Source organism: Mesorhizobium sp. M0217 (assembly GCF_040321955.1).
In the GTDB taxonomy this organism is placed as follows: Bacteria; Pseudomonadota; Alphaproteobacteria; order Rhizobiales; family Rhizobiaceae; genus Mesorhizobium.
This window is the reverse complement of sequence record NZ_JAMYSN010000009.1, coordinates 110949-134590: the sequence shown is the minus strand read 5'-3', so window position 1 is coordinate 134590 and position 23642 is coordinate 110949. Positions and strand designations below refer to the sequence as shown.

Genomic DNA, 23642 nt, shown 5'->3' with positions numbered 1-23642 from the left:
AAGGTCACGAGCCGGCAAGATCAGCTCCAGCCTGCCGCGCAGCAGACGGGCTGCGTCCTTCACGATGCCGCAGCATCATCCCGAACGTGGCAAGCACCATTCCGGTTGCCAGGAGGGCGAGTGGCGGTGCCCATTTGAGCCGCTCGAACTTTGCCTCGTATGCACGCACGCCGTCGAAGTCCTCCATGGTGCCAGCCGGTTGCCAAGCCCCACCATAAGCCGTCTTCAGCAGGGGCAACATCGGCGCGAATTGCGCGTAGTAGGTGTCGATGATTGACGGCTCCCTCTGCACGTCCTCAAGCGAGCGAGGAACAAAGACGCCGTAGTCGGAATCCAGAATATTGCCGTTCGACACTACCACGGTGTGTTGGGGGACACTGTAGATCGTCGCCTCGATGCCTTGATCGGCAAGGATGGAATAGACGATTTTGGACACCTGGGAACAGAACCCATACCCCCGGGCAAGCCCTTTGCGGGGCGTTACAAACTCATAATTTTGCAGCGTTTCGCGATATTGCGGCCGGAAGCTGAGCATCCAGAGCAGGTAGTTGTCAAAAACGCTGATGCGCGTGTAGGACGTGTCGGTCGCAGCCCAGCTGTCGCCTTCCGTCCAATAATGCACCATTCCACCCGCGACAGCCTTTGTCAGGCGCTCGAGATAGGCCTGCATGGGTTCGTCCGTAGCGCGGTAGAGGTCATCGACATCCACCACCTTCTGCTGGAATCCCAGCGGCCCTTCGGTTGCCTCGGCAGGTGGTGCCGGGTAAGCGCTGATCAATCCGAGCGGATAGGCCGAGACAAACAGCAGGAAAGCCGCCCCAACCCCTGCCGAGAAGAAGCCGAATGAGCACAGCAATGCAGCAGTTAAGCTTGGCCGCAACTTTTGATACCGAATCTCAAAGGCATCATTCATGGTCGAAGACTATCACCTCGTCGCGGCCGTGGCTTCTAGTCCACTGCGAGGAAATTTGTGGACGGACCACCTTCGGCGCTTCTGTGATAAATTGCCAATCGACGTCGGTTGTGGCTTGTCGTGGCCCGCTGGACGTGTGCATTGGGCCCTCTGAATACGGACATCGATTTGGCGTTGAGCGGAAACCGAGACTCGGGCAGCACTTTCGACACAATGCGGCGCTTGTGGCGGCAGGTATCGCAGCGGCGGCAAAGGCAGTTTTTCGGCCTCCTTGTCCTGATGGTGTTCGGTGCTCTGGCGGAAGCGGCCACGCTTGGTGCCTTGCTGCCGTTTCTTGCGCGCATCGCCAATCCTGAGACGGTTGGCGGACAGTCGTTTCTGGCGCGTCAGCTTGCAGGCTTTCGGCTGACCGGCTCTTCTGACAGCCTGCTCGGGCTCACGGTTTTGTTTTCCGTAGTGGCCATCGTGGCCGGTGCCGTGCGTATACTCCTCACCTGGGCCACGAATTCATACGTCTTCTCGCTGGGACATGAGGTGGGCGTGACCGTCTATGACCGAGTGCTGCGCCAGCCCTACAACTACCACGTTTCGCGCAACTCCAGTTCGGTGTTGGCGGCGCTACGACAGGTACAAGCAATCACCGCTGGCGTGATGCTGCCACTGTTGCAATCAATCAGCGGCATAATCATCGGTGTCTTCGTCGTCGCAGCGCTTTTCATACTAAGTTCGATCATCACCTTCGTTATCTTCGCGGGCTTTGGTGCGGTGTATCTCGCCATGTCGCTTGTGATCCGAAAACACCTCAAGCAGAATGCGCGGATCATCGCTAGCGCGCAGGCCGAAGGCATTCGTTCTGTACAGGAGGGGCTGGGCGGTATCCGCGATGTCATTATCAATGACACACAGCCATATTTTCTTTCCCGCTACAGCGAACTCGACCTGCGCCTGCAACGCGCCAACGCAACGAACGCGCTTGCAGCCAGCGCTCCGCGTTTCGCGATTGAAGCCGCGGGTATGGTGATCATCGCGGCCCTCGCCTATTTCCTCATCATCCGATCCAACAATGCCGGCGAGGTACTGCCAATACTTGGAACATTCGTGCTGGGAGCCCAGCGTCTGCTGCCATCAATGCAGCTTGTATACGGCAATTGGGCGTTGATACTCAGCAATCTTGCCGGCGCCGAAGTTGTGCTCCAGGCGCTGGAAGCACCACTTGGCCCCGAATGGAACGAGCCTCCAGCCAGGCGCCTGCCATTCGAACAAGCGATCATACTCAAGGACGTGTCGTTTCGTTACGCCTCCGACCAGCCGCCGATACTCGAAGGCTTCAATCTCAAAATCCCGAAGGGGACCAAGGTCGGCTTCGTAGGCAAGACCGGCAGCGGCAAGAGCACGACGGTCGATCTGATCATGGGTTTGCTGGAACCGACCAGCGGAGCGATCGAGATCGACGGGCAGACGTTGGACGGCGCTACGCGACGTGCCTGGCAAAGACAGATCGCACATGTGCCACAAAGCATATTCCTGGCGGATGCGTCCATCGCAGACAATATCGCCTTCGGCATCGACCCTGCCGGGACTGACCACGAGCGCGTCCGCAGCGCGGCGCAGCAGGCCGCGTTGGCGGACTTCATAGAAAGCTTGCCGCAGGGCTACGAGACGCGTGTTGGCGAGCGCGGCGTCCGCCTGTCGGGAGGTCAACGCCAGCGAATAGGCATCGCGAGGGCTTTGTACAAACAGGCATCTGTGCTCGTCTTCGACGAGGCGACGAGCGCTCTCGACATGGAGACCGAGGCGGCAGTCATGGAGGCGATCCGAGAACTGCCCACCGATCTGACAATATTGATCATCGCACACCGTCTCACGACAGTTGAAAGTTGCGACGAGATCGTAACCCTTGAACACCGCCAGCCGCATATCTCGACGACAACCGGTGGACAGATCGCTTGAATGCATCGCGTGGACGGGTTCGGCAACGTGCCTGATCGGGCTGGCGCCGCCGGTGCAACAAGGCCGCCACGTCAGTTCGGTTTGGATTGCACCTTGCCAGGGTTCTGGAAGAGAAATTCCGTGCAGGCTTCACCGGTGGATATCCTGACGATTTCGAAATCGAACCGTTGCTTCAAGAAGTCGATCACGGCCTGGTCGTCGGCGAACTCCATCGGCCACCCTCCCAGCCAGTCGCGGACGTCGGTCATGTAACTCATGCCGCGACCTTTTTTCTTCTCGCGAATCTGCTTCAGGAGCATTGGCAGCCGAAGTGGATTTCTGCCAAGGCCGAAACGCCAGATGTACCAGCATTCGATCCATCGCCTTTGACGAGGGTTGGCGGCATTGTACCGACGTTTCACATTGAGCCAGAATTGCGCGGAAGGCGTTACGACATTCGACGAATAGAGAGCGATGAAGAAAAGGCCGCCAGGCCCTACCCTTCGTGCAGCATTCTCAATTGCTTGCCACATGGCGCCAGTGTGATGGAGCACGCCCCATGAATAGACCAAGCTCCAAGTGCCCAGCGCCTCAAGATAGTCGGCATCGAGAACGTCACCTCGTTCGACGGCCCAGTTCGGCGGGTCCCCGGCCAATTTGCGAAGCCTGCCGGTGGTACTTACCGAAAGCGGATCAAAGTCGAAGGAATGTATCCGATCCGCCTTTGCGTCGAAGGCGGCAAGCGAGTGTAGCCCGCTGCCGCTGCCGATATCGAGAAAATCCATTCCTTCCAGGCTCTGCTTGCCGAGGAAGGACAGAAGCTTGTCGGCCGCCACCTGCCGACGTTCAGTCGAGTAGTGTTTGTCGACGAACGACGCCCAATTGGCTCCGAACTCGTACCGATTCGACGATGGGTTGCCTGTGAATGTCATCCTGCGGCTCGGTCTCCCCCTTCGATGATGCCCATCATGTCAGCTGTAACTTTCTGAATATCATAGCGCTGTTCGGCAATCGATCGGCTGTTCTTGCCCATGGATACGGCTTCGTCGGGGTTGTCTATCAAGCGGATCATGGCTTCAGCCAACGATGTGGTGGCACCAACCGGAACCAGCAGCCCGTTGACCCCGGGCACGATTGGCGCCCGGCAACCCGGCGCATCCGTTGTGATCACCGGGCGCCCCATCGCCATGGCCTCCAGAACCGATCGCGACGTCCCCTCGCGATACGACGGAAGCACGAAGATACGCGTATCCGCGATGATGTGACGGACGTCCTCGACCGGTCCGTGATAACGGATGGCTCCGCCGGCGACTGCCTCCTCAACCTCCGATAATGGAAACCCCGAGGGGTTTGGATCCATATCTCCGACGAGGTGGAAACGGGCGTCAGGTCTGACAGCCCTAACCAGCGTCGCCGCACCCAGATATTCGGCAAGGCCTTTGTCACGCAGCAGGCGTGCAATCATCAGAAATCGCGGCTGATCGGGTAGTGGCGCGACTTTGAATCGGTCTAGATCGACTCCCGAGCCGTTGACGACATTAGCTTGGGTCCGCCCGAGCAGCCCAAGGCGACGGAAGTCGTTGCGGTCATCGTCGTTCTGGAAGGTGACCGTGGTGGCAACCCGAAGGCTTGCGGCATAGAGGAGCCGAGCCACTGCGTTTACCATCCTCCAGCGTGGTGACTTGTGCCGGTCCGTGAAGGCGTAGCCGAGGCCGGTGACAAGTGCGTGCCGTCGCTGGATCCCGGCAAGCAACGCAGCCGGCATGCCGTAGACGATCGGCTTGATTGCACAGGTCAACACCACCTGAGGCTTGAGTTTTCTTAGCCGGTTGTGGAGACGAAAAGCCAACACCGTATCGCCGAACGGAGCAATCCCGGCTCGTTCCATTGGCAATGGATGAAAGTGGACGCCGTTCTCGGCCAGCCAACGAATGGTCATGGCGTCGACCGGCGCCATGGCATGAACTTCGTACCCGGAATCGCGCAGCGCAAGAAGCAAGTGTCCCCTGGTGCTTGCGAGGGACGTTGGTTCGCTGACGATGACGACGATTCGTTTCATGCAGTCATTTCTTGGGGTGATTGCTCGCGACCCATTCGACCCTTGTAGATTTTTGACACGCAAAACCCAATCATGGCGCATGTTATCCACAACATCGAGCAGATGCTTCGCCAAAAGTGTCTCAGAGTTGCTTTCGAGCGGAGACTTGCCCCTTGGCAACAGCGTGTCGTTGAATTGACGTAACGCCTACCATACAAGGACGTCGACTCACTACCTGAGGAAAGCTGCCTATGTCCGAACGCATTGCTGTTATCGGCCTGGGATGGCACGCCTCGGTGAACCATCTTGTCTATGCGTCATCGAGCTCGATCTACGGCCCCAGCACGCGCATGCCGTTTGCGTGCCCGATTCGGCTGACCATTCGCTCAGCCTCTACGCCGCCATCAAGAAGGCAAACGAGCTGATGGCCCATACATACAGCCATCTGTTTGCACTGCCCACGACAGGATTACGCTTCTCCACCGTCTATGGTCCGTGGGGACGGCCAGACATGGCCCTGCTCATCTTCGCTGAGGCCATCGTCGCTGGCGAGCCGATCGACTTCTTCAACCATGGCAACATGCAGCGCGATTTCACTTATGTCGGCGATATTGTCCAAGGCATCGTCCGCGCCATGCGTCAGCCCGCGACACCCAACCCGCAGTGGGAAAGCGTCGCCGGATCCGGCGATCAGCAACGCGCCGTTCAGAATCCACAATATCGACGGCAGTTCGCCAGTTCAGCTGAACGGCTGATCGCGGTGCTGGAGAACGCGCTCCGACTAAAGGCGAACCGCAATCCCATGCCGCTGCAGCCGGGTGACGTGCCGGCAACTTTCGTCGATGTCAGTTCGCTCGAGGAGGCGACGGGATCCAGGCCGGATTCCAATAGAGGTCGGAGTTCTCCGCTTTGCGAATGGTATCGGGAGTACTATCGGGTATGATCCGCAGAGGCGGTGCCACGCAAAAAGGACGACAGGTGGGCGACAAATGAACGCGCGCTATGATTTCGGCCGCAACTGGTCCGAGCTTGCCGCGCGTTTCGAGGCCGAACATCTGGACCGGGCGTGTGAGGATCTTGGTCGACTGGCGGGTGACCTCAACGGCATGACTTTTCTGGACATCGGCTGCGGCTCGGGGCTGCATTCAGCGGCCGCACTCCGGCTCGGCGCAGCGAAAGTCACAGCACTCGATTATGACGCGGATTGCGTGGAGACGACCAGGGCCGTCCTGTCCCGGTTTGCACCCGATGCCGATTGGACCGTTGGGCGGGCCGATATCCTTGACAGATCCTCGCTGCCCACCGGCACGTTCGATGTCGTCTATTCATGGGGGGTCCTCCACCATACCGGAGATATGTGGACAGCGATCGCCAATGCGGCTGGCTTGGTCGCCCGCTCTGGGCGACTGGGTATTGCGATCTATCTTAAGACGCCGCTGTGCGGACTATGGACGCTCGAAAAGAGGTTCTACGCCTCGCATCGATGGGTACGGCCGCCGATCAAGGCGGTCTTTGTCTCGGCTTATATGGTCGCAAGGACCCTGCGCCACCGGGACCCGATATCGTTTGTAAGGAACTACCGCGCGCGCCGAGGCATGGAATTTCTGGCGGATGTCGACGACTGGCTTGGCGGCTATCCTTATCAATCCGCGTTAGCCAGCGAGTTGGAGCGGACTGTGGAAAATCTTGGGTTTCGCACGGATCGGCGTTTCAATGTGCTGCCGGGAGTTGGCCTTTTCGGCACCGGCTGTGGTGAATGGTGTTTCGAGCGGATAGATTTATAGCCACGGGCTTCTTCCCAGTCTGGTGACGCGCGGATAACTTGGGCAAGCCGATATGGAGCTGTAACGGCGGATGTGCGGTATCGTCGGCATTGTGGGTGGAGCGGCTGCGACGAGCGGCGGCGGCCATACTGTGCGTCGGATGGCCGACCACATCCGACATCGTGGACCCGACGGCGACGGGGTCTGGAGCGACGCCGAGGCGGGCGTTGCGCTCAGCCAGCGCCGCCTTGCCATCATCGACCTGTCCTCGGCTGGCGCCCAGCCAATGATCTCTCACAGAGGCCGCTATGTCATTGTCTTCAATGGCGAGATCTACAATCACGGCGAGATGCGGGCGCACCTTGACCAGCAATTTGGTGTACACGCGTGGCGTGGACATTCCGATACCGAGGTCCTCCTGGTCGCCATCGAAGAGCTAGGGACCAAAAAAGCACTCGAACTGGCCGCCGGTATGTTTGCTTTTGGCGTCTGGGACCGGCGTGAAAGAACTCTGGTTCTCGGTCGCGATCGCGTGGGTGAAAAGCCGCTCTACTACGGCCGTGTCGGCAAGGCCTTCGCGTTTGCCTCGGAACTCAGCGCCTTTCAACCTCTGCCGGACTGGCGCCCGGAGATAGACCGCAATGCGTTGGCGCTGATGATGCGCCACAACTACATCCCCGCGCCCTACAGCATCTATCAGAGCATACGGAAACTGAGACCCGGCCACTTACTCGTCCTCTCCGATCCTATGAATGAGCCGCGCGTCGAAAATTACTGGCGCGCCAGCGACGTCGCAGCGCAAGGCCGGCGCGAGCCTTTCCTGGGCAGCTCTGAAGAGGTGGTCGACGAGGTCGAGCGTCATCTGCGCCGCTCACTTGAAGGGCAGATGATCGCCGACGTGCCGCTTGGCGCCTTCCTATCTGGCGGCATCGATTCTTCCGCGGTCGTGGCAGTCATGCAGTCGATCAGTGCGCGGCCGGTGCGCACCTTCACAATCGGCTTCGAGGAGGTCGGCTACAACGAGGCGCACCATGCCAAGCAAGTGGCGCGCCATCTCGGCACCGATCATACAGAGCTCTATCTCAACCAGCGCGACGCGCTCGACGTGGTGCCGCAACTGTCGGGCATCTATAGCGAGCCTTTCTCCGACTCCTCGCAAATCCCGACTTTCCTCGTCTCGAAACTGGCACGTGGCAGCGTTACCGTGGCGTTGTCGGGTGACGGCGGCGACGAGTTGTTCTCAGGCTACAACCGCTACGCGCTCGCCGATGCGTTCTGGAACAAGTTGTCCCGAATTCCGGTCGGTCTGCGCCGCGCGTCTGCTAGCCTGGCGACATTGCCGTCGGCCGGCCTCTACAACAACCTCGCGGGCGGGATCATGCCGCTCCTCCCGCAACGCCTGCGCCGCGAACGCGTCGGCGACATGATCCACAAAGCCGCGTCTGTGCTTTCGCTGCGGACCATGGACGATGTCTACCGTCGCCTGTGCTCGCACTGGGACCCGACCGAGATCATCTCGGATGCGGTCGAGCCGCCAACAATGCTGACCGGCCTGGAACCGTTGCCGGATTTGCCCGGTAGCGTCGAGCGGATGATGTACATCGATCTTATGAGCTATCTACCCGACGACATACTGGTGAAGGTCGATCGCGCCGCCATGGCCGTCAGTCTTGAAACACGTGTACCGTTTCTCGACCATCGACTCATAAGCTTCGTGCTGTCGCTACCGCTCTCAATTCTGCGCGCCGGCGGCCAGACCAAGTGGCCTCTGCGACAGCTGCTTTACAGGCATCTTCCAAAAGAGCTTGTCGAACGCCCCAAGATGGGCTTCGGCGTGCCCATTGATTCCTGGTTGCGCGGCGCTTTGCGCGAATGGGCCGAGGAGTTGCTCGACGAGCGCCGGCTGCGCGAAGACGGATTCTTCCGGCCTGAAGCGATCCGGCGTGCCTGGTTCGAACACCTCTCCGGGCACCAAAACAACCAATATCTACTCTGGGACGTGTTGATGTTCCAGTCCTGGCGGGGAGCGACCAAGGGATTTTCAAACGCGATCGCAGCGTGATGGGTGGTGAGCCCGGGCGGTTTAGTCTTTGCGGTGCCCGCTCATGCCGTCGGAAGGGACGAGACGTTCGGCACTATCAGACGCGAAAGCGAGCAGCTATACGGGAGGGAGAGGGCGAACCGACGTGCGCCAGGGTCGTTCGAACCGACCCTCAGGCGACCTGGAAGCCAACGAAGCAAAGGCATTGAACCCTGTTTAAATCGCTCCGTCGCCATTTCACGACTGACCAGGTCAACCAGTATTTCTCGATCGCCTGCTTCTTTTCGCCGCCGGTATTCGGTTCGGTGGTGAGCTTCGTCTTCCATGGCGGCGCGCTCTGGTCATTGGCGCTGCTGGCGGCCGGCCGGCGGCGCCTTAACATTGATCGGCCTATGCTTGCCATGACCACTGCCATCTATGCCTATTGCGCCGCCCAGATCCTGGCGTCGATCGTAAACGGGACGCTGCGGGCCGATGCCACTCATTTCTTGCCCCTGATGACCTTGCTGTTGTTCCCGATTTCCTATTCGACGTGGAGCATCATGGACAAGGAGAGCCTCGCACGCACTGCCGTTCGTGCCAGCGCCGCAGCATGTGTCGGGGCACTGGTGCTGGCCATCGTCCAATACCACTGGATTGGGATGCTGAGACCCGAAGGTGGGGCCGGAAACCCCATCGTGTTTGCCACGGTCACCTGCCTGGCCGTGATGATGTGTCTTACAGGTGCTCTGTCTGGGGTCGAGAAAGCGTGGAAGCCGCTCACGGCCGCCGCGCTTGCCGGTGTGGTGGCGACACTCTACTCGGGCTCGCGCATGGTCTGGGTGGCCTTGCTCATCGCGCTGGTAGCGGTGCTTGTGACCCATCGCGAAAGGGTCTTCCGATCAGACATGAAGCAGTTGCTGGTGATTGCCGGCGCATCGACATTGATCATCACGGCAATTACGTCTCCGATTGTCGCCGATCGCACACATGTCCTGTTCGAGGACTGGAATGCCCTCGCCGTCAACGGCGATTATACCACGCCGCTCGGGTTGCGGGTCGGGTTGTGGGACGTCGGGCTCGATGCCTTTCGCCAAGCGCCCGTTTTTGGTCACGGAATGGCCGCCGGCCGGATGCTTTCAAGGCAGGGGTTCAAACAGCGCTTTGGCGCCACCGAAGGCTTCAACCACTTTCACAACGGCTTCCTTACGGCTTTGGTGCAGGCCGGACTCGCAGGTGCGCTGACATTGGCTGCAATATTCGTCGTGACGATCCGGAATGCGACAAGAGTCCTGCGCATCAGTGCTGATCCGCTGGAACGTTTTGGCGCCACCATAATGGTGGTCACCGTCATAATATACGTTGCTGGAGGGATGACAGGCATCCTTGTCGGCCATGATATTCTCGACTCGACGCTGATGGTCTTGTTGGTTTCCGGAACATACTTGGCTTGCGGACAGACAATTTCGCCCAAGGGTCAGTCAACGAATCAAGCGTCTGCTTTTAGGGGGCGCGAAAAGGGAGCGAATCTCCCGCCCCACCATTTTTGATCGACGGAGAAAAAAGGTGCATCACGCCCAAGACCGAAATATCTCGTGCCTGCGAGTGGTGAGAGCAGAAGCGCTCTCCCGCTAAGGATCTGCAATTTGGGCGAGCAATGGGCGACGGTGGCACCAGACGCGTGACCGCGATTTCGGGGCGTATCGAATGCTGAACGGCAGCTAAATAGGCCCCAGAGGTTCTCGAAGAGATCGGCAAGAAGCCACAGGCAAAGACCTGCGCGGCTATCGTCGGCATCACGGATGGGCGCCGAGATCATGGAAGGATACAAGGGCGCGCCTGCACTAGATGCCGGCCTTCTAGCTGTTGCCCAAGCCCTCGAGCATTACGAGATTTCGCGCTTTTGCACGATGAACACATGGGCTTCCGAACTTGGCCGCGAGGAAGCTGTGTCGCTCCTCAATCTGGCACTTGGAAAAAGGCCACCGACGAGACTCTGACGCCGAGTCCACCGTTCTCTCAGGAGCCCTGGCGATCAATGCCGGGCTCCTTGCCCCAAGCTCTCGCTGCATTGGTGCGAAACCTTGCGCGGAGACGATATGGGAGTTCTCGAAAACACTTTTCGGGCTTGGTGAGAAAGAAGCCTGACGCGGCGCAGCGGCGACATGACGGAGGCGACCGGCGCCCGCCCGGCTATTGCCGTGCATTACAAAACGCCCAGACGTCCGGCCCTAAGGGGCTTAATCAAACGCTAGCGAAAAATAATGATCCGAGGCAGTAACATGCCCGGCGGTTGTGTAGCTTCAGCGTCGCGGCTTGCTACAAATACGCGCGCGCAGTGCCCGTCGTCGTCAGAAGGATCGTGCACCCCCCGGACGCGTCGTCGATAAGCTGAGGATCGGAAGTTAATGACTCGCGGATTACGACGAGGAGTTCTGATAAGCATGTTTCAATTTCGCGCTTTTTCCCGCAAATTCGAGAGCGTGAGGAATTGAAACCATTCGTTGATTAATCAGGCGTTTTCGCCGGCCTGTCACGCCGGAGGTCGCGGGTTCGAGCCCCGTCACTCGCGCCATTTCTCCTCAGGAGAAATGTGGCATAATCGTCTAGAATCATGATCTTGCATGAGGCAATTCAGATCCGGTCGGATCTGAATTCGATCTCTCCCGCAACGACGTCACCCCTTGGCCAGCAGCGCCTCGACCTCATGCAGCGTCGGCATGGATGGCGCCGTACCCGGCCGCGTCACCGAAATGCCGGCGACGGCGCAGGCGAAGCGGACGGCTTGCAGCGGCTCCACGCCTTTGGCGAGTGCGGCGGCCAGGCCGCCATTGAAGGCATCGCCCGCACCGGTGGTTTCGACCACCGGGCCGGCATTGACCACCGGGACATGGTCGGACCGAGCGGCCGTGTGCAGCAGCGCGCCTTTTTCGCCGAGCGTGATGATGACCGAGCCGACGCCTTTTTTGAGCAGGCTGTCGGCGGCGCGGCGAGCGTCGTCGATCGAAGAAACCTTGATGCCGGTCAGTTCCTCGGCCTCGGTTTCGTTGGGGGTCACATAGTCGCACAGCGTGTAGATGCGGTCCGGCAGCTTGGCCGCGGGCGCCGGATTGAGAATGGTGGTCACCCCTGCCCCGCGCGCGATCTCGAGTGCGCGCAGTGCCGCGTCGATCGGCTGTTCGAGCTGGGTGACGAAGACGCCGGCTCCACGGATCAGGCCGGCATTGGCCTCGATGTCTTCAGACGAGATCAGCATCGCCGCACCCGGGCTGACGATGATGGCGTTGTTGCCGGTCGTCTCCTCGATGAAGATATAGGCCGCGCCGGTATAGCTTTGCGGCGTGTCGATGACGGCGGATTTCACGCCCGCCTCTGCCCAGGTCGCCTTGGCCATGTCGGCGAAAGCATCGACGCCAAGCCGGGTCAGGAAAGTGATGTCGGCGCCGAGCTTGCCTGCCGCCACCGCCTGGTTCGAGCCCTTGCCGCCAGGTCCCAGCTTGAAGGAATTACCAAGAATGGTTTCACCCATGCGCGGCTGTCGATTGGCCCGGTAAGCGGTGTCGGCGACGAAAACGCCCAGAATGACGACAGGTTTGCCCGACGCCATGGCCCTACTCGGCGTCCGGCGGCACGACGCCCTTGCGAAAGGCGAAGCAGCCATAGAAGCGGCGCTCGCCGGTCTGGATGACGCAATAGGCTTTCTTGGCGCGCTCGTAGAAGGCGTAGCGCTCGACCGAGATCATCGGCCAGGCCTTGCCCTCGGCCTTGTCGATCTCCTTTTGCACCTCTTTTTGCACCGGCGGGATCTCGTCCGGCTTGCCGACGATCTCCATGCGCGCGGCCGCATCGTCGACGAAAGTGTCCAGCGGATAGAGCGACAGCACCGCCTTGACCACATCGGCCGCCGAGGCGTCGATGTGCAGCAGCTTGCCGAGCACGGTCTGCTTTGCCACCGAATCGGCGGGGAAATTGGTGTCGGCGATGATCAGATCGTCGCCGTGTCCCATTGCCCTGAGCGCCTGGAGCACATCGGCATTGAGCAATGGGTTGATCCCTTTGAGCATGGCAGTCCTCGTCAAACAGGTTTGGTCAAAGTCGATTGGAAATCAGAGCCGGTTGCCGGTCTCGGCGTCGAAGAGATGGACCTGGTCGAGGCGCGGCTTGAGATTGAGCGTGTCGCCGGGCTTGAAGTCGTGGCGCTCGCGAAACAGCGCCACCATCTCGCCGCTGTCGCCGAAGCGCACGAAGACCAGCGTTTCGGAACCCGTGGGTTCGACCACCGAGATCTTTGCCGGCACGCCGTCGGGATGGATTTCGAGATGCTCGGGCCGCACGCCATAGACCACGGCCTGGCCCTCCTTGGCGGCGCTGCCGGCAGCAATCGGGAACAGCGTGCCTGCTATCTCGACCTTGTCGCCCTTGCGCACCACGCCTTTGAGCAGGTTCATCGACGGCGAGCCGATGAAGCCGGCGACAAACAGATTGGCCGGCCGGTCGAACAATTCCAATGGCGCGCCGACCTGCTCGATACGGCCATCGCGCATGACGACGATCTTGTCGGCCATGGTCATGGCCTCGATCTGGTCGTGGGTGACGTAGATGGTGGTGGTCTTCAGCCGCTGGTGCAGTTCCTTGATCTCGGTGCGCATCTGCACGCGCAGCTTGGCGTCGAGATTGGAGAGCGGCTCGTCGAACAGGAAGACCTGCGGATTGCGCACGATGGCGCGGCCCATGGCGACGCGCTGGCGCTGGCCACCGGAGAGCTGGCGCGGATAACGTTTCAGGTACGGATTGAGGTCGAGAATGTCGGCGGCGCGCTTGACCCGCTCGGCGACCACGGCCGGATCGGTCTTGCGCAGCTTCAGCGCAAACGCCATGTTCTGCTCCACCGTCTTGTGCGGATAGAGCGCGTAGTTCTGGAACACCATGGCGATGTCGCGCTTGGCCGGCGGCAGATTGTTGACGATGCGCTCGCCAATGGCGATCGTGCCGCCGGAGACGGTCTCCAGCCCGGCCACCATCCTGAGCAGCGTGGACTTGCCGCAGCCCGACGGGCCTACCAACACCACGAACTGGCCATCGGCGATATCGACGCTGACCTCGTGCAGGACCTTGACGGTTCCGAACGCCTTGGCCACATTGCTGATCGCGACTTGAGCCATCGTCCCCCCTTTTCTCGCGGTGAAGCTAGCCATTGCCAACGGCAAGGGCAAGTCGGTATGTTATCGATAAAAAGCCATTCGTGTTGACAAGGTAATCGATTACGCAAATATTAGCTGTTGCCAATCCGGCAGTCGGATTTTTATCCGAAAATCGGAGCTCCAGGCGACGCAGGGTGGGGTCCCACGTCCCCGTATGATAAAGGAGAACCGCCGACGTTTCGGCGTCGGAGGGATTGGCATTTAATTCACGACTGTTGTTCTGGGAGGAATAGATGAGAGTCGGTCTGTACGAAAAACTCGTCCGCGCGGGTGCCACCCGGCGTGACATACTCAAAGGCGCGGCCTCGATGGCCGCGATCGCCGCCGCATCGGGCGCTGGGCTCGGCGCTTTCACCCGCCCGGCTGAAGCCGCCAGCGAGCTACGCTCCAAAATTCTGCAGATCCCCGGCGTCGGCAAGGGTCAGCCGACGGATGCCGATTTCCAGAAGGTCGGCGAACTCTGCCTGGAAGCCACCAAGGCCAACGTCAAGGAAGGCGAATTCGCCGGCGTCGAGCTCACCTTCATGGGCCTCAACAACCAGAACCTGCACAATGTGCTGTTCCGCGGCTTCCTGAAGCCGTGGGAGGCCTATACCGGCGCCAAGATCAGCTGGATCGACCTGGCGCAGGCCGACTACAATGCCCGCCTGCAGCAGTCGATCGCCACCGGCACCGTCGACTTCGACATCATCGAGATGGGCGCGCCCTTCGAAGGCGATGTCTGCGGCAAGGGCCTGACGTCCGAGATGCCCGACTGGGTCAAAGAGCAGATCGACATGAAGGATGTCGTGGCCTATCTGCAGCCGCCGGTCGGCACCTGGGACGGCAAGCAGTACCGGATCACCGTCGATGGCGATGCGCACAACTTCAATTACCGCACCGACGTTTTTGCCGATGCCGACCTCGCCAAGGCGTGGAAGGACGGCGGCGCGGCCACCGAATGGGGTGTGCCGAAGACCTGGCAGGAAGTCCAGGCCGTCACAAAATTCCTCAAGGGCAAGAAGTTCAAGGATCAGGACGTCTTCGGCTATCTCGATGCGCCCAAGGCCTGGGGCGGTTTCGGCTTCTACTTCCTCGGCAGCCGCGCCACCGCCTATGCCAAGCATCCCGACGACAAGGCCTGGCTGTTCGATGCCGACACGATGAAGCCGCGCATCAACAATCCGGCCTGGGTGCGCGCCATCCAGGACGTCATCGACGCGCTGCCGTCGGAGCCCGCCGACCAGATCAACGCCGACCCGAACACGACAGCCTTCCAGCAGTTCCTGGCCGGCACCGGTTCGATGGTCACCTGGTGGGGCGACGTCGGCTCCAACGTCAAGACCAATGATAGCTCGGTCATCGGCGACGTCACCGGCTTCTCGATCCTGCCGGGGTCCGACGACGTCTACAATGCCAAGACCGGCGCTTGGGACAAACTCGCCAGCGGCCCGAACTATGCGCCGAACTGCGCCTATCTCGGCTGGGGCGTCTACGTCATGGCCCGCGTCGATACTGACGAAAAGAAGAAAAAAGCGGCATGGTCGGCCGCCGCTCATCTCGGCGGCAAGGACCTGTCAATCTGGACGGCGATGTATCCGTCCGGCTTCCAGCCCTACCGCAACTCGCATTTCGACATTCCCGAATGGGTGGCGGCAGGCTACGACGAGGCGTTCATCACCTCGTATCTGAAGTCGGAAGCCGACAGCTACAACCATCCGAACGCGGCGATCGAGCCGCGCATCCCCGGCATCTTCCAGTATTATTCGGCTGCCGAGGACATTCTGGCCAACACATTCGCCGGCAAGATGAAGGCGCAGGAAGGCGCCGACGCCATTGCCGCGGCCTGGGAGAAGCTGACCGACCAGATCGGCCGCGAAAACCAGATCAAGCTCTACAAGGCCTCGCTCGGCGTGTAGGCTGATCCTATCGTGACAACAGGTCCGGCGGTGCAAGCCGCCGGACCTGACCGGCTCGGGCCGGTCGCAGGCTTGATTTTTTAAACGGACGGGGACGCGTGGCAGACCAGACCACCAATGCATGGCCGGCCAACGCCGGCCCAGCCGATCTGATCTCGCCGGCCCGCAAGCGGGCGGGTTTTGCCCTGATGGCGGCCGCCACGCTTGGCCTGCTGGCGGTGATCGCGTTTGAGATCCTCTACAAGAACGAGATCACCACGCTCGGCTTCGAGACCTGGCGTCCGATCGTCTACGCCTATGTTCTGTGGGGCGTGGCGCTCGGCATCGGCCAGGTGCTGACGCGCGGCGAGGACGGCCAGCGCGCGCTGTTCCTGCTGCCGGCGCTGCTGTTCACCATCGCCATGGTGATCTTCCCGACGCTGTTCGGCTTCTATATCGCGCTGACCGACTGGAACCTGTCGTCCTTTTCCGGCCGCAAGTTCAACGGGCTCGACAATTTCTGGCAGATGCTGGCCGATCCCTACTACCGCAACGCGCTGTTCAACATGGTGCTTTATGTGCTCGCCGTGCTGGTTGAGTATGTGATTGCCTTCGGCCTGGCGCTGCTGCTCAACGCGCAGATCCGGGCGCGCAAATTCTTCCGAGTCGTCTTCCTGATGCCGCTGATGCTGTCGCCGGTCGCGGTATCCTGGATGATCGGCAAATCGCTGATGGAGTACCGTTTCGGGCCGGCGGCGACGCTGGCGCGCCATCTCGGCTGGGAGAACCCCGCCTTCTTCTCCAACCCGATCACCGCCCGCATCTCGATCATGGTGCTCGACGCCTGGACCTTCATCCCGTTCATGATGATCATGCTGCTTGCCGGCCTGCAGGCGATGTCGCGCGACGTGCTGGAAGCGGCGCGCGTCGATGGCGCCACGCCCTGGCAGACTTTCTGGCAGGTCACCTTCCCGCTGATGCTGCCGGTGTCGGTCACGGCGGTGATCCTGCGCATCATCTTCAAGTTGAAGCTCGCCGACATCATCATCACCGTGACCTCCGGCGGGCCTGGCGGCGCCACCGATTCGGTGTCGAGCTTCATCTACCGCGAATACCGCGACCGCTCGAATGTCGGCTACGGCACCATGCTGGCGATGGCCTATCTCGTCATCATCGTCGTGTTCGTGACCTGGCTGTTGAAATTCGCCAATCGCTTCGTGCGCAACGTGAACTGACGAGGCACAATGAGCGTCCAGACCACCGACTATGCTGCCTCGGAAATCCGCTCACCGCTGGGTTTTCTGGCCAATCGCATCTTCATCTATGGCGCGCTGGCGTTCTGGGCCTTCATCTGCCTGTTCCCGATCTACTGGACCATCACCACCTCGTTCAAGACCGCGGTCGACGTCACGCAAGGACACCTCATCCCGTTCGTCGACTTCCAGCCGGACTGGAAGGGCTGGCGCTCGCTCGGCCTGTCGCCGGATTCGATCTTCCAGACCTCGACGGTGCGCGAGGAGTTTTTCAAGCGCTTCATGAATTCGGTCATCACCTCGGTCGGCGCGTCGAGCCTCGCCATCGTCATCGGCAGCCTCGCCGCCTATGGGCTGACCCGCTACCGCTATCAGTTCGCCTGGTTCAAGAACGAGGACATCTCCTTCTTCTTCCTGTCGCAGCTGATCCTGCCGCCGGTGGTGCTGGCCCTGCCCTTCCTGGTGCTCTACCGGGAAGTCGGTCTGCTCGACACACGCATCGGCCTGATCCTGCTCTACACGCTGATGGTGCTGCCAATCGTCATCTGGATCATGCGCGACCAGTTCAACTCGATCCCGGTCGAGCTCGAGGAGGCAGCGCTGGTCGACGGCCTCTCGATCTGGGGCGCTTTTTTCCGCATCGTCATGCCGATTGCGCTGCCGGGCATGGTCGCCGCTTTCATCCTGGCGATGGTGCTGTGCTGGAACGAGTATTTTTTCGCCGCGCTGCTGACCTCGACCGACGCCAAGACCATCCCGGTCATGGTGGCGAGCCAGACCGGCTCGCAAGGCATCAACTGGTGGTCGATGGCGGCGCTTGCCACCGCCGCGATCGCACCGCTGGCGGTCATCGGGATTGCGCTTGAGCGGTATCTGATCATGGGCATGACGGCGGGCGCGGTGAAGTAGGGCGAGAGGCGGCGTGCCCCTCTACTGTTGACCTCGGCGGGACAGCACCCCCCCTCTGGCCTGCCGGCCATCTCCCCCGCAAGGAGGGAGATCGGCAGCTTTGGCTGCATCGCTTTTCTTGCGACGTAGGTGATTGGCGAAAGCGGAAATGACATCTGATCTCCCCCCTTGCGGGGGAGATGTCCGGCAGGACAGAGGGGGTGTGAAGGATCGCTACAGAGCGACTTTGTCTGCTAGCGCCCCAATATCGCCCTCAGGTGATCCATGATCATCGCGACGCCCTTCTGCCCTAGCTCCGCCGAGGCCTCCGGCGCACTGGCCGTATACCACGCGGTATTCTCGCCAAAACGCCCGGCATCGACCGCTTCCGGACACAGTGCCAGCATCAATGATGTCTCGCCAACACCGGCGTGATCGAACGGATACTTCCCGTTCATGGCAGCCGACATTAGCGGGTGCACCTGCACCCAGTTGAAGAAATTCTCGCCGGCGGCGTGCCCGGCATAATAATCGGCCATCTCGTCTGAGCCCCACCAGCCCTCGCCGCGCTGCTTCTCGAGGAAGCGGAAAATCGCCTGGCGGCCGGCGGCCTTGAAGGCGAGATCGGTCGGCATGCCGGCGGCAAAGTTCTCGGTCTGGTGGTGGATGATGGCGTTGATGTTACGAAAGCCGATGCGCAGCAGGCTGTAGAACAATTCTTCGGCGAACGGCGCCAGCTGGTTGCCGCCGACCTGCACCGAGCCGTTGCCTTCAGGTGCTGCCACCACATAGCTCGCCGCACCGTAGTAGAAAGCCGGCAGGATGACGATGTCGGCCTCCTTCTCGTAGAGCTCCAGCGTCTTGACGACGGCCAGCGTGTCCATGCCGACGGCCATGTGCTCGCCGTGATATTCGAGCACGCCGAGCGGGAGAGCGACCGGCCAGTTCTCGGCGATCGCCTTGCGGATCTGGTGCGGCAACATCAGTTCGTAGCGCATGATCTATTCCATGTTGGTGTGGCGGGTGCGCATGGCCTCGGACGACTGGCCGGTCAGCGCCTTGAGCTTCAGCACCATCACCTCGAACAGCAGGAACAGCGCCCCTTCGAAGACCGAGCCCATCGGCAGCAGCGATGTCTTTTGTGGCCCCTGGTCACGCGCCATGGTCTGCGCCGGGATCAGCAAGGTGAAGTCGGCAAGCGCGACCGCACTACTGCCTGCCTCGGCGGTGAGCAAAAGCACGGTGGCGCCGGCCTGGCGGGCGACTTGCATCAAGGTAAGCACCGTCGTCGTCTCGCCCGGGCCGGAACTGACCAGGAAGACATCGGCTGGGCGAAGCGGTGGCGTGTTCATGTCGCCGACCACCGACACCTCAAGGCCAAGGTGATAGAGGCGCATGGCGAAACCCTTGAGCTGCAACGCCTCGCGGCCGCAGCCATAGACGACGATCTTTTGCGCGCGGGCCAGGGTTTCGCAGGCGGTGTCGATGCCGGCTTCGTCGACGCGCGCCAGTACGGCGCCCAGCTCTTGCAGGGCGGTCGAAAACATATCCGAGCCGGCATTCGTCATGAGAGTCCCATCTGTCCGGCTGGGTTTGTGGCCGGTGATTTCGGGTTGCGCGCTTTCGGAAAAAGGCTTGTTTTTGTTCATGCTATCACCGCGAAAATGCCTGTCCAACGGCCATGGCGGCTTTTGCTGAGCCAGCGGCGTGATAGTGTCATGTCAGACAATCAATCCAGGAAATCAGCACGACATGAAGACACGGCATTTCGACCGCATCGGCAATGGCGGCCTCGACTTCACCGAGCTTGGCTTCGGCAGCGCGCCGCTCGGCAACCTTTACCGCGCCGTCCCCGACGCGGATGCCAACGCCACGCTGGAGGCGGCGTGGGCGACCGGCTGCCGTTACTACGACACCGCGCCGCTCTATGGCCTGGGCCTTGCCGAAACACGGCTCAATGCCTTCCTGCGCGGCAGGAAGCGCGACGATTATGTGCTGTCGAGCAAGGTCGGTCGCCTGTTGCGCGCCTGCCCGCCGGAGGAACGAACCGGCATCGGCAAGTTCTTCGACACACCGACGCGCAAGGAGGTCTACGACTACAGCTACGACGGCGTCATGCGCTCGTTCGAGGCGTCGCTGGAACGGCTTGGCGTCGACCGCATCGACATCCTTTTCGTCCATGACCTCGACATCTTCACCCATGGCAGCAAGGAGGCGTCAGACCAGCGCATCGAGGAATTCATGGCCTCGGGCTACAACGGACTGGTTGCGCTGCGCGACCAGGGCGTGATCAAGGCCTTCGGCGGCGGCATCAACGAATGGGAGGTTTGCCAGACGCTGGCGGAGCGTGGCGACTTCGACCTGTTCCTGCTGGCCGGGCGCTACACGCTGCTGGAACAGGAAGCGCTTGCCACCTTCCTGCCGCTCTGTGAGCAACGCGGCATCGGCATCGTTCTCGGCGGTCCTTACAATTCCGGCATCCTGGCGACCGGGCCGAAGCCAGGCGCCTATTACAATTACTCCGAGGCGCCAAGGGACATCATGGATCGCGTCGGGCGCATCGAGGCCGTCTGCCAGCGCCATGGCGTCAGGCTGATCGAGGCGGCGCTGCAGTTTCCGCTGCTGCACCCTTCCGTGGTGTCGGTCATCCCCGGCGGCCAGCGGCCGAGTGAAGTCGAAAGCAACCGCGCCCTGCTCGATGCCAAGCTGCCTGCGGCGCTGTGGGCGGACCTCAAGCAGGAAGGCCTGATGCGCGCGGATGCGCCGGTGGGCTGAAGGCTCGCCTCAGCGGGCTGACGGCCTGCCGCCATCGAGGCAAAAGAAAAGCCGGGCGAACCCGGCTTTTCAACATTCTCTGAAAAATTTTTAGTTGACCGCGTCCTTGAGGCCTTTGCCGGCCGAGAACTTCGGCACGGTACGCGCCGGAATCTTCACTTCCGCGCCAGTCTGCGGGTTGCGGCCAGTCGATGCCGCACGCTTGGAGACGGTGAAATTTCCGAAGCCGACGAGCCGTACATCGCCGCCCTTCTTCAGTTCGCCAGTGATGACGGAGAACACCGCCTCAACCGCCGACTGTGCGTCACCCTTCGAAATGCTCGCGGATTCAGCGACAGCGGAAACCAGTTCGTTCTTGTTCATAAAAATTCCCTTCCATGAGAAAACCGGAACTTTCGACTCATCCGGCAGGAGAGGGACTTTAGAAAGAAGCGCTCGCAAACCCAAGTCAAAAAGCCGGAAAAAAGTTGAAAAAAGCCCGGAAATGGTGGGTTTTTCACATGAAAAAGCCGGGCTCAAGGCCCGGCTCTCTCTTTGTGCACTGCAACTTTAGTAGTTTCTAATGTGCAAGCGACTTTCCAGCATCGTCAACGGTATCGGTGGAAGCCGGCGGATTGACTGGCTCGACCCACTCGATTGGCTCCGGCATGCGCACCAGCGCGTGCCTCAGAACCTCGCCGACACGTGAGACCGGAATGATCTCCATACCGTTCTTCACATTGTCCGGTATCTCCGCCAGATCCTTGGCGTTGTCTTCCGGGATCAGCACCTTCTTGATGCCGCCGCGCAGTGCGGCGAGCAGTTTCTCCTTGAGGCCGCCGATCGGCAAGATGCGGCCGCGAAGCGTTATCTCGCCAGTCATCGCCACATCGGCCCGGACCGGAATACCAGTCATGACAGATACGATGGCCGTCGCCATGGCAGCACCTGCAGACGGACCGTCCTTCGGCGTGGCGCCTTCGGGCAAGTGGACGTGGATGTCACGCTTGTCGAACAGCGGCGGCTCGATGCCGAAATCGATGGCCCGCGAGCGGACATAAGAGGCCGCCGCCGAGATCGATTCCTTCATCACGTCGCGCAGATTGCCGGTCACCGTCATGCGGCCCTTGCCGGGCATCATGACGCCTTCGACCGTCAGCAGCTCGCCGCCGACTTCCGTCCAGGCAAGACCGGTGACGACACCGACCTGATCGTCAGCCTCGACCTGGCCGAAGCGGAAGCGCGGAACACCGAGGTAATCGGCGAGGTTCGCCGCCGTGATGCTCACCGTCTTCTTCTTCGTCTTCAGGATCTCGGTCACCGCCTTGCGCCCGAGCTTCATCAGCTCGCGCTCCAGGCTTCTGACGCCCGCTTCACGGGTGTAGGTCTGGATGATGCCGCGGATCGCGTCCTCGCCGACGGAGAATTCCTTCGGCTGCAGGGCATGATCGCGGATCACCTTGGGCATCAGGTGACGCTTGGCGATCTCGATCTTCTCGTCCTCGGTGTAGCCGGCGATACGGATGATCTCCATGCGGTCCATCAGGGGCGCAGGGATGTTCAGTGTGTTCGCCGTCGTCACGAACATCACGCTCGATAGGTCGTATTCGACCTCGAGGTAATGGTCCATGAACGTCGAGTTCTGCTCGGGATCGAGCACCTCGAGCAAAGCCGATGACGGATCGCCACGGAAGTCCTGGCCCATCTTGTCGATCTCGTCGAGCAGGAAGAGCGGGTTGGACTTCTTGGCCTTCTTCATCGACTGGATGACCTTGCCGGGCATCGAGCCGATATAGGTGCGGCGGTGGCCACGGATCTCGGCCTCGTCACGCACGCCGCCAAGCGCCATGCGGATGAACTCGCGGCCGGTCGCCTTGGCGATCGACTTGCCGAGCGAGGTCTTGCCGACGCCGGGAGGGCCGACGAGGCACAGGATCGGCCCCTTCAGCTTCTTCTGGCGGCTTTGCACGGCGAGATACTCGACGATGCGGTCCTTGACCTTGTCGAGGCCGAAATGATCGGTGTCGAGCACGTTCTGCGCAAACGCCAGGTCCTGCTTGACCTTGGAGTTCTTGCCCCACGGGATCGACAGGATCCAGTCGAGGTAGTTGCGCACGACGGTCGATTCCGCCGACATCGGCGACATCGTCCGCAGCTTCTTCAACTCGGCTTCCGCCTTTTCGCGGGCCTCCTTGGAGAGCTTGGTCTTCTTGATGCGCGCCTCGATCTCGGCGGCCTCGTCGCGGCCGTCCTCGCCTTCGCCGAGCTCCTTCTGGATCGCCTTCATCTGCTCGTTGAGGTAATATTCGCGCTGCGTCTTCTCCATCTGGCGCTTGACGCGCGAGCGGATGCGCTTCTCCACCTGCAGGACGGAGATTTCGGCTTCCATGAAGCCCATCGCCTTTTCCAGCCGTTCCTTGACGGACAGCGTGGCCAGCATCTCCTGCTTCTCGGGGATCTTGATGGCGAGGTGCGAAGCAACCGTATCGGCGAGCTTGGAATAGTCGTCGATCTGGCTGGCGGCGCCCACCACTTCAGGCGAGATCTTCTTGTTCAGCTTGACGTAGTTTTCGAAGTCGGTGACGACCGAACGGGCGAGCGCCTCGACCTCGACCTCTTCCTCCTCCGGCTCGACCAGCGCCGTGGCGGTAGCTTCGTGGAAGTCCGGACGGTCGGTGAACGAGACGATCTTGGCACGCGACGCGCCTTCGACCAGCACCTTGACGGTGCCGTCGGGCAGCTTCAGCAATTGCAGCACATTGGCGAGCGTGCCGATGTCGAAGATCGCATCGGGCTCGGGATCGTCATCGGCGGCATTCATCTGGGTGGCAAGCAGGATCTGCTTTTCCTGACCCATAACCTCTTCCAGCGCCTTGATCGACTTTTCACGCCCGACAAAGAGCGGAACGATCATGTGCGGGAACACCACGATGTCGCGCAGTGGGAGGACTGCGAAGACGCCGTCGCTGGGAGCCTTGGATATTTTGGCCATTGTCCAACCTTTCA

19 protein-coding genes and 1 pseudogene are annotated in these 23642 nt (G+C 61.0%); 10 read left to right on the top strand and 10 right to left on the bottom strand.

Annotated features, from left to right (window positions below):
* Positions 1-4 precede the first annotated feature (4 nt).
* Positions 5-913 (bottom strand): hypothetical protein, encoded by a 909-nt coding sequence (locus NKJ18_RS16860; RefSeq protein WP_352758914.1) that lies wholly within the window; start codon positions 911-913, stop codon positions 5-7.
* A 141-nt stretch (positions 914-1054) separates the two neighbouring features.
* On the opposite strand from NKJ18_RS16860, the gene NKJ18_RS16855 reads away from it, so the two are divergent.
* Positions 1055-2863, top strand: coding sequence for an ABC transporter ATP-binding protein (locus NKJ18_RS16855; RefSeq protein WP_352758911.1), 1809 nt, complete (start codon positions 1055-1057; stop codon positions 2861-2863).
* 71 nt (positions 2864-2934) lie between these two features.
* Here the strand turns inward: NKJ18_RS16855 and NKJ18_RS16850 are convergent, their stop codons facing one another.
* Entirely contained in the window at positions 2935-3774 is an 840-nt protein-coding gene (locus tag NKJ18_RS16850; protein WP_023713500.1) for a class I SAM-dependent methyltransferase, read from the bottom strand.
* Positions 3771-4901, bottom strand: coding sequence for a glycosyltransferase family 4 protein (locus NKJ18_RS16845; RefSeq protein WP_023693306.1), 1131 nt, complete (start codon positions 4899-4901; stop codon positions 3771-3773). Before NKJ18_RS16845 ends, NKJ18_RS16850 begins: the two co-directional genes overlap by 4 nt.
* 262 nt (positions 4902-5163) lie before the next feature.
* Between NKJ18_RS16845 and NKJ18_RS16840 the strand changes: the two genes are divergently transcribed.
* The 5 genes and pseudogenes from NKJ18_RS16840 to NKJ18_RS16820 form a co-directional block, all read left to right on the top strand.
* The gene (locus NKJ18_RS16840) at positions 5164-5823 is read left to right on the top strand and encodes an NAD-dependent epimerase/dehydratase family protein (protein WP_352758909.1); all 660 of its coding nucleotides are present in this window, start codon (positions 5164-5166) and stop codon (positions 5821-5823) included.
* 46 nt (positions 5824-5869) lie between these two features.
* A complete protein-coding gene (locus NKJ18_RS16835; RefSeq protein WP_352758907.1) occupies positions 5870-6664 on the top strand; it encodes a class I SAM-dependent methyltransferase in 795 nt (264 codons plus the stop codon).
* A gap of 70 nt (positions 6665-6734) precedes the next feature.
* Entirely contained in the window at positions 6735-8705 is a 1971-nt protein-coding gene (gene asnB, locus NKJ18_RS16830; protein ID WP_352758904.1) for an asparagine synthase (glutamine-hydrolyzing), read from the top strand.
* 287 nt (positions 8706-8992) lie between these two features.
* Complete coding sequence (locus NKJ18_RS16825; RefSeq protein WP_245260010.1) at positions 8993-10213, top strand: O-antigen ligase family protein; 1221 nt, start codon at positions 8993-8995, stop codon at positions 10211-10213.
* 222 nt (positions 10214-10435) lie between these two features.
* Positions 10436-10663 (top strand): annotated as a pseudogene (locus tag NKJ18_RS16820) (DUF892 family protein); the annotation flags it as partial.
* 677 nt (positions 10664-11340) lie between these two features.
* On the opposite strand, the gene rbsK reads toward NKJ18_RS16820, so the two are convergent.
* The 3 genes from rbsK to NKJ18_RS16805 are packed head-to-tail and all read right to left on the bottom strand — an operon-like array spanning position 11341 to position 13825.
* Entirely contained in the window at positions 11341-12270 is a 930-nt protein-coding gene (rbsK, locus tag NKJ18_RS16815) for a ribokinase (protein WP_023700517.1), read from the bottom strand.
* A 4-nt stretch (positions 12271-12274) separates the two neighbouring features.
* Complete coding sequence (locus tag NKJ18_RS16810; protein WP_023669431.1) at positions 12275-12727, bottom strand: RbsD/FucU family protein; 453 nt, start codon at positions 12725-12727, stop codon at positions 12275-12277.
* A 42-nt stretch (positions 12728-12769) separates the two neighbouring features.
* Entirely contained in the window at positions 12770-13825 is a 1056-nt protein-coding gene (locus NKJ18_RS16805; protein WP_023697414.1) for an ABC transporter ATP-binding protein, read from the bottom strand.
* A 272-nt stretch (positions 13826-14097) separates the two neighbouring features.
* On the opposite strand from NKJ18_RS16805, the gene NKJ18_RS16800 reads away from it, so the two are divergent.
* From NKJ18_RS16800 to NKJ18_RS16790, 3 genes are all read left to right on the top strand, one after another.
* Positions 14098-15762 carry an ABC transporter substrate-binding protein gene (locus NKJ18_RS16800; RefSeq protein ID WP_023669429.1) on the top strand — a complete coding sequence of 555 codons (1665 nt, stop codon included), beginning with the start codon at positions 14098-14100 and terminating at the stop codon, positions 15760-15762.
* Between the two features lie 98 nt (positions 15763-15860).
* Positions 15861-16976, top strand: a complete 1116-nt coding sequence (locus tag NKJ18_RS16795; RefSeq protein WP_023689462.1) for a carbohydrate ABC transporter permease — start codon at positions 15861-15863, stop codon at positions 16974-16976.
* Between the two features lie 9 nt (positions 16977-16985).
* Entirely contained in the window at positions 16986-17903 is a 918-nt protein-coding gene (locus NKJ18_RS16790; protein WP_023669427.1) for a carbohydrate ABC transporter permease, read from the top strand.
* A gap of 233 nt (positions 17904-18136) precedes the next feature.
* On the opposite strand, the gene NKJ18_RS16785 is transcribed toward NKJ18_RS16790, so the two are convergent.
* Together NKJ18_RS16785 and NKJ18_RS16780 are read right to left on the bottom strand one after the other, a co-directional pair.
* A complete protein-coding gene (locus tag NKJ18_RS16785) occupies positions 18137-18880 on the bottom strand; it encodes a creatininase family protein (RefSeq protein WP_023689463.1) in 744 nt (247 codons plus the stop codon).
* A 3-nt stretch (positions 18881-18883) separates the two neighbouring features.
* Positions 18884-19450: an SIS domain-containing protein gene (locus NKJ18_RS16780; protein WP_023689464.1), complete on the bottom strand. Its 567-nt coding sequence runs from the start codon at positions 19448-19450 to the stop codon at positions 18884-18886.
* Positions 19451-19634: 184 nt separating this feature from the next.
* Here NKJ18_RS16780 and NKJ18_RS16775 point away from each other — a divergent pair, with 184 nt between their 5' ends.
* Complete coding sequence (locus NKJ18_RS16775) at positions 19635-20657, top strand: aldo/keto reductase (protein ID WP_023669424.1); 1023 nt, start codon at positions 19635-19637, stop codon at positions 20655-20657.
* A gap of 90 nt (positions 20658-20747) precedes the next feature.
* Here the strand turns inward: NKJ18_RS16775 and NKJ18_RS16770 are convergent, their stop codons facing one another.
* A complete protein-coding gene (locus NKJ18_RS16770) occupies positions 20748-21020 on the bottom strand; it encodes an HU family DNA-binding protein (RefSeq protein ID WP_023669423.1) in 273 nt (90 codons plus the stop codon).
* A 196-nt stretch (positions 21021-21216) separates the two neighbouring features.
* Positions 21217-23628, bottom strand: a complete 2412-nt coding sequence (gene lon, locus NKJ18_RS16765; protein WP_023682304.1) for an endopeptidase La — start codon at positions 23626-23628, stop codon at positions 21217-21219.
* Positions 23629-23642: the final 14 nt, after the last annotated feature.

Excerpts from the sequence above, each read along its gene's own strand:
- NKJ18_RS16860 (WP_352758914.1), bottom strand. The coding sequence starts at position 913 with ATGAATGATGCCTTTGAGATTCGGTATCAAAAGTTGCGGCCAAGCTTA.
- NKJ18_RS16850 (WP_023713500.1), bottom strand. The coding sequence starts at position 3,774 with ATGACATTCACAGGCAACCCATCGTCGAATCGGTACGAGTTCGGAGCC.
- NKJ18_RS16845 (WP_023693306.1), bottom strand. The coding sequence starts at position 4,901 with ATGAAACGAATCGTCGTCATCGTCAGCGAACCAACGTCCCTCGCAAGC.
- NKJ18_RS16840 (WP_352758909.1), top strand. The coding sequence starts at position 5,164 with ATGGCACGCCTCGGTGAACCATCTTGTCTATGCGTCATCGAGCTCGAT.
- NKJ18_RS16835 (WP_352758907.1), top strand. The coding sequence starts at position 5,870 with ATGAACGCGCGCTATGATTTCGGCCGCAACTGGTCCGAGCTTGCCGCG.
- asnB (WP_352758904.1), top strand. The coding sequence starts at position 6,735 with ATGTGCGGTATCGTCGGCATTGTGGGTGGAGCGGCTGCGACGAGCGGC.
- rbsK (WP_023700517.1), bottom strand. The coding sequence starts at position 12,270 with ATGGCGTCGGGCAAACCTGTCGTCATTCTGGGCGTTTTCGTCGCCGAC.
- NKJ18_RS16810 (WP_023669431.1), bottom strand. The coding sequence starts at position 12,727 with ATGCTCAAAGGGATCAACCCATTGCTCAATGCCGATGTGCTCCAGGCG.
- NKJ18_RS16805 (WP_023697414.1), bottom strand. The coding sequence starts at position 13,825 with ATGGCTCAAGTCGCGATCAGCAATGTGGCCAAGGCGTTCGGAACCGTC.
- NKJ18_RS16800 (WP_023669429.1), top strand. The coding sequence starts at position 14,098 with ATGAGAGTCGGTCTGTACGAAAAACTCGTCCGCGCGGGTGCCACCCGG.
- NKJ18_RS16790 (WP_023669427.1), top strand. The coding sequence starts at position 16,986 with ATGAGCGTCCAGACCACCGACTATGCTGCCTCGGAAATCCGCTCACCG.
- NKJ18_RS16785 (WP_023689463.1), bottom strand. The coding sequence starts at position 18,880 with ATGCGCTACGAACTGATGTTGCCGCACCAGATCCGCAAGGCGATCGCC.
- NKJ18_RS16780 (WP_023689464.1), bottom strand. The coding sequence starts at position 19,450 with ATGACGAATGCCGGCTCGGATATGTTTTCGACCGCCCTGCAAGAGCTG.
- NKJ18_RS16775 (WP_023669424.1), top strand. The coding sequence starts at position 19,635 with ATGAAGACACGGCATTTCGACCGCATCGGCAATGGCGGCCTCGACTTC.
- NKJ18_RS16770 (WP_023669423.1), bottom strand. The coding sequence starts at position 21,020 with ATGAACAAGAACGAACTGGTTTCCGCTGTCGCTGAATCCGCGAGCATT.
- lon (WP_023682304.1), bottom strand. The coding sequence starts at position 23,628 with ATGGCCAAAATATCCAAGGCTCCCAGCGACGGCGTCTTCGCAGTCCTC.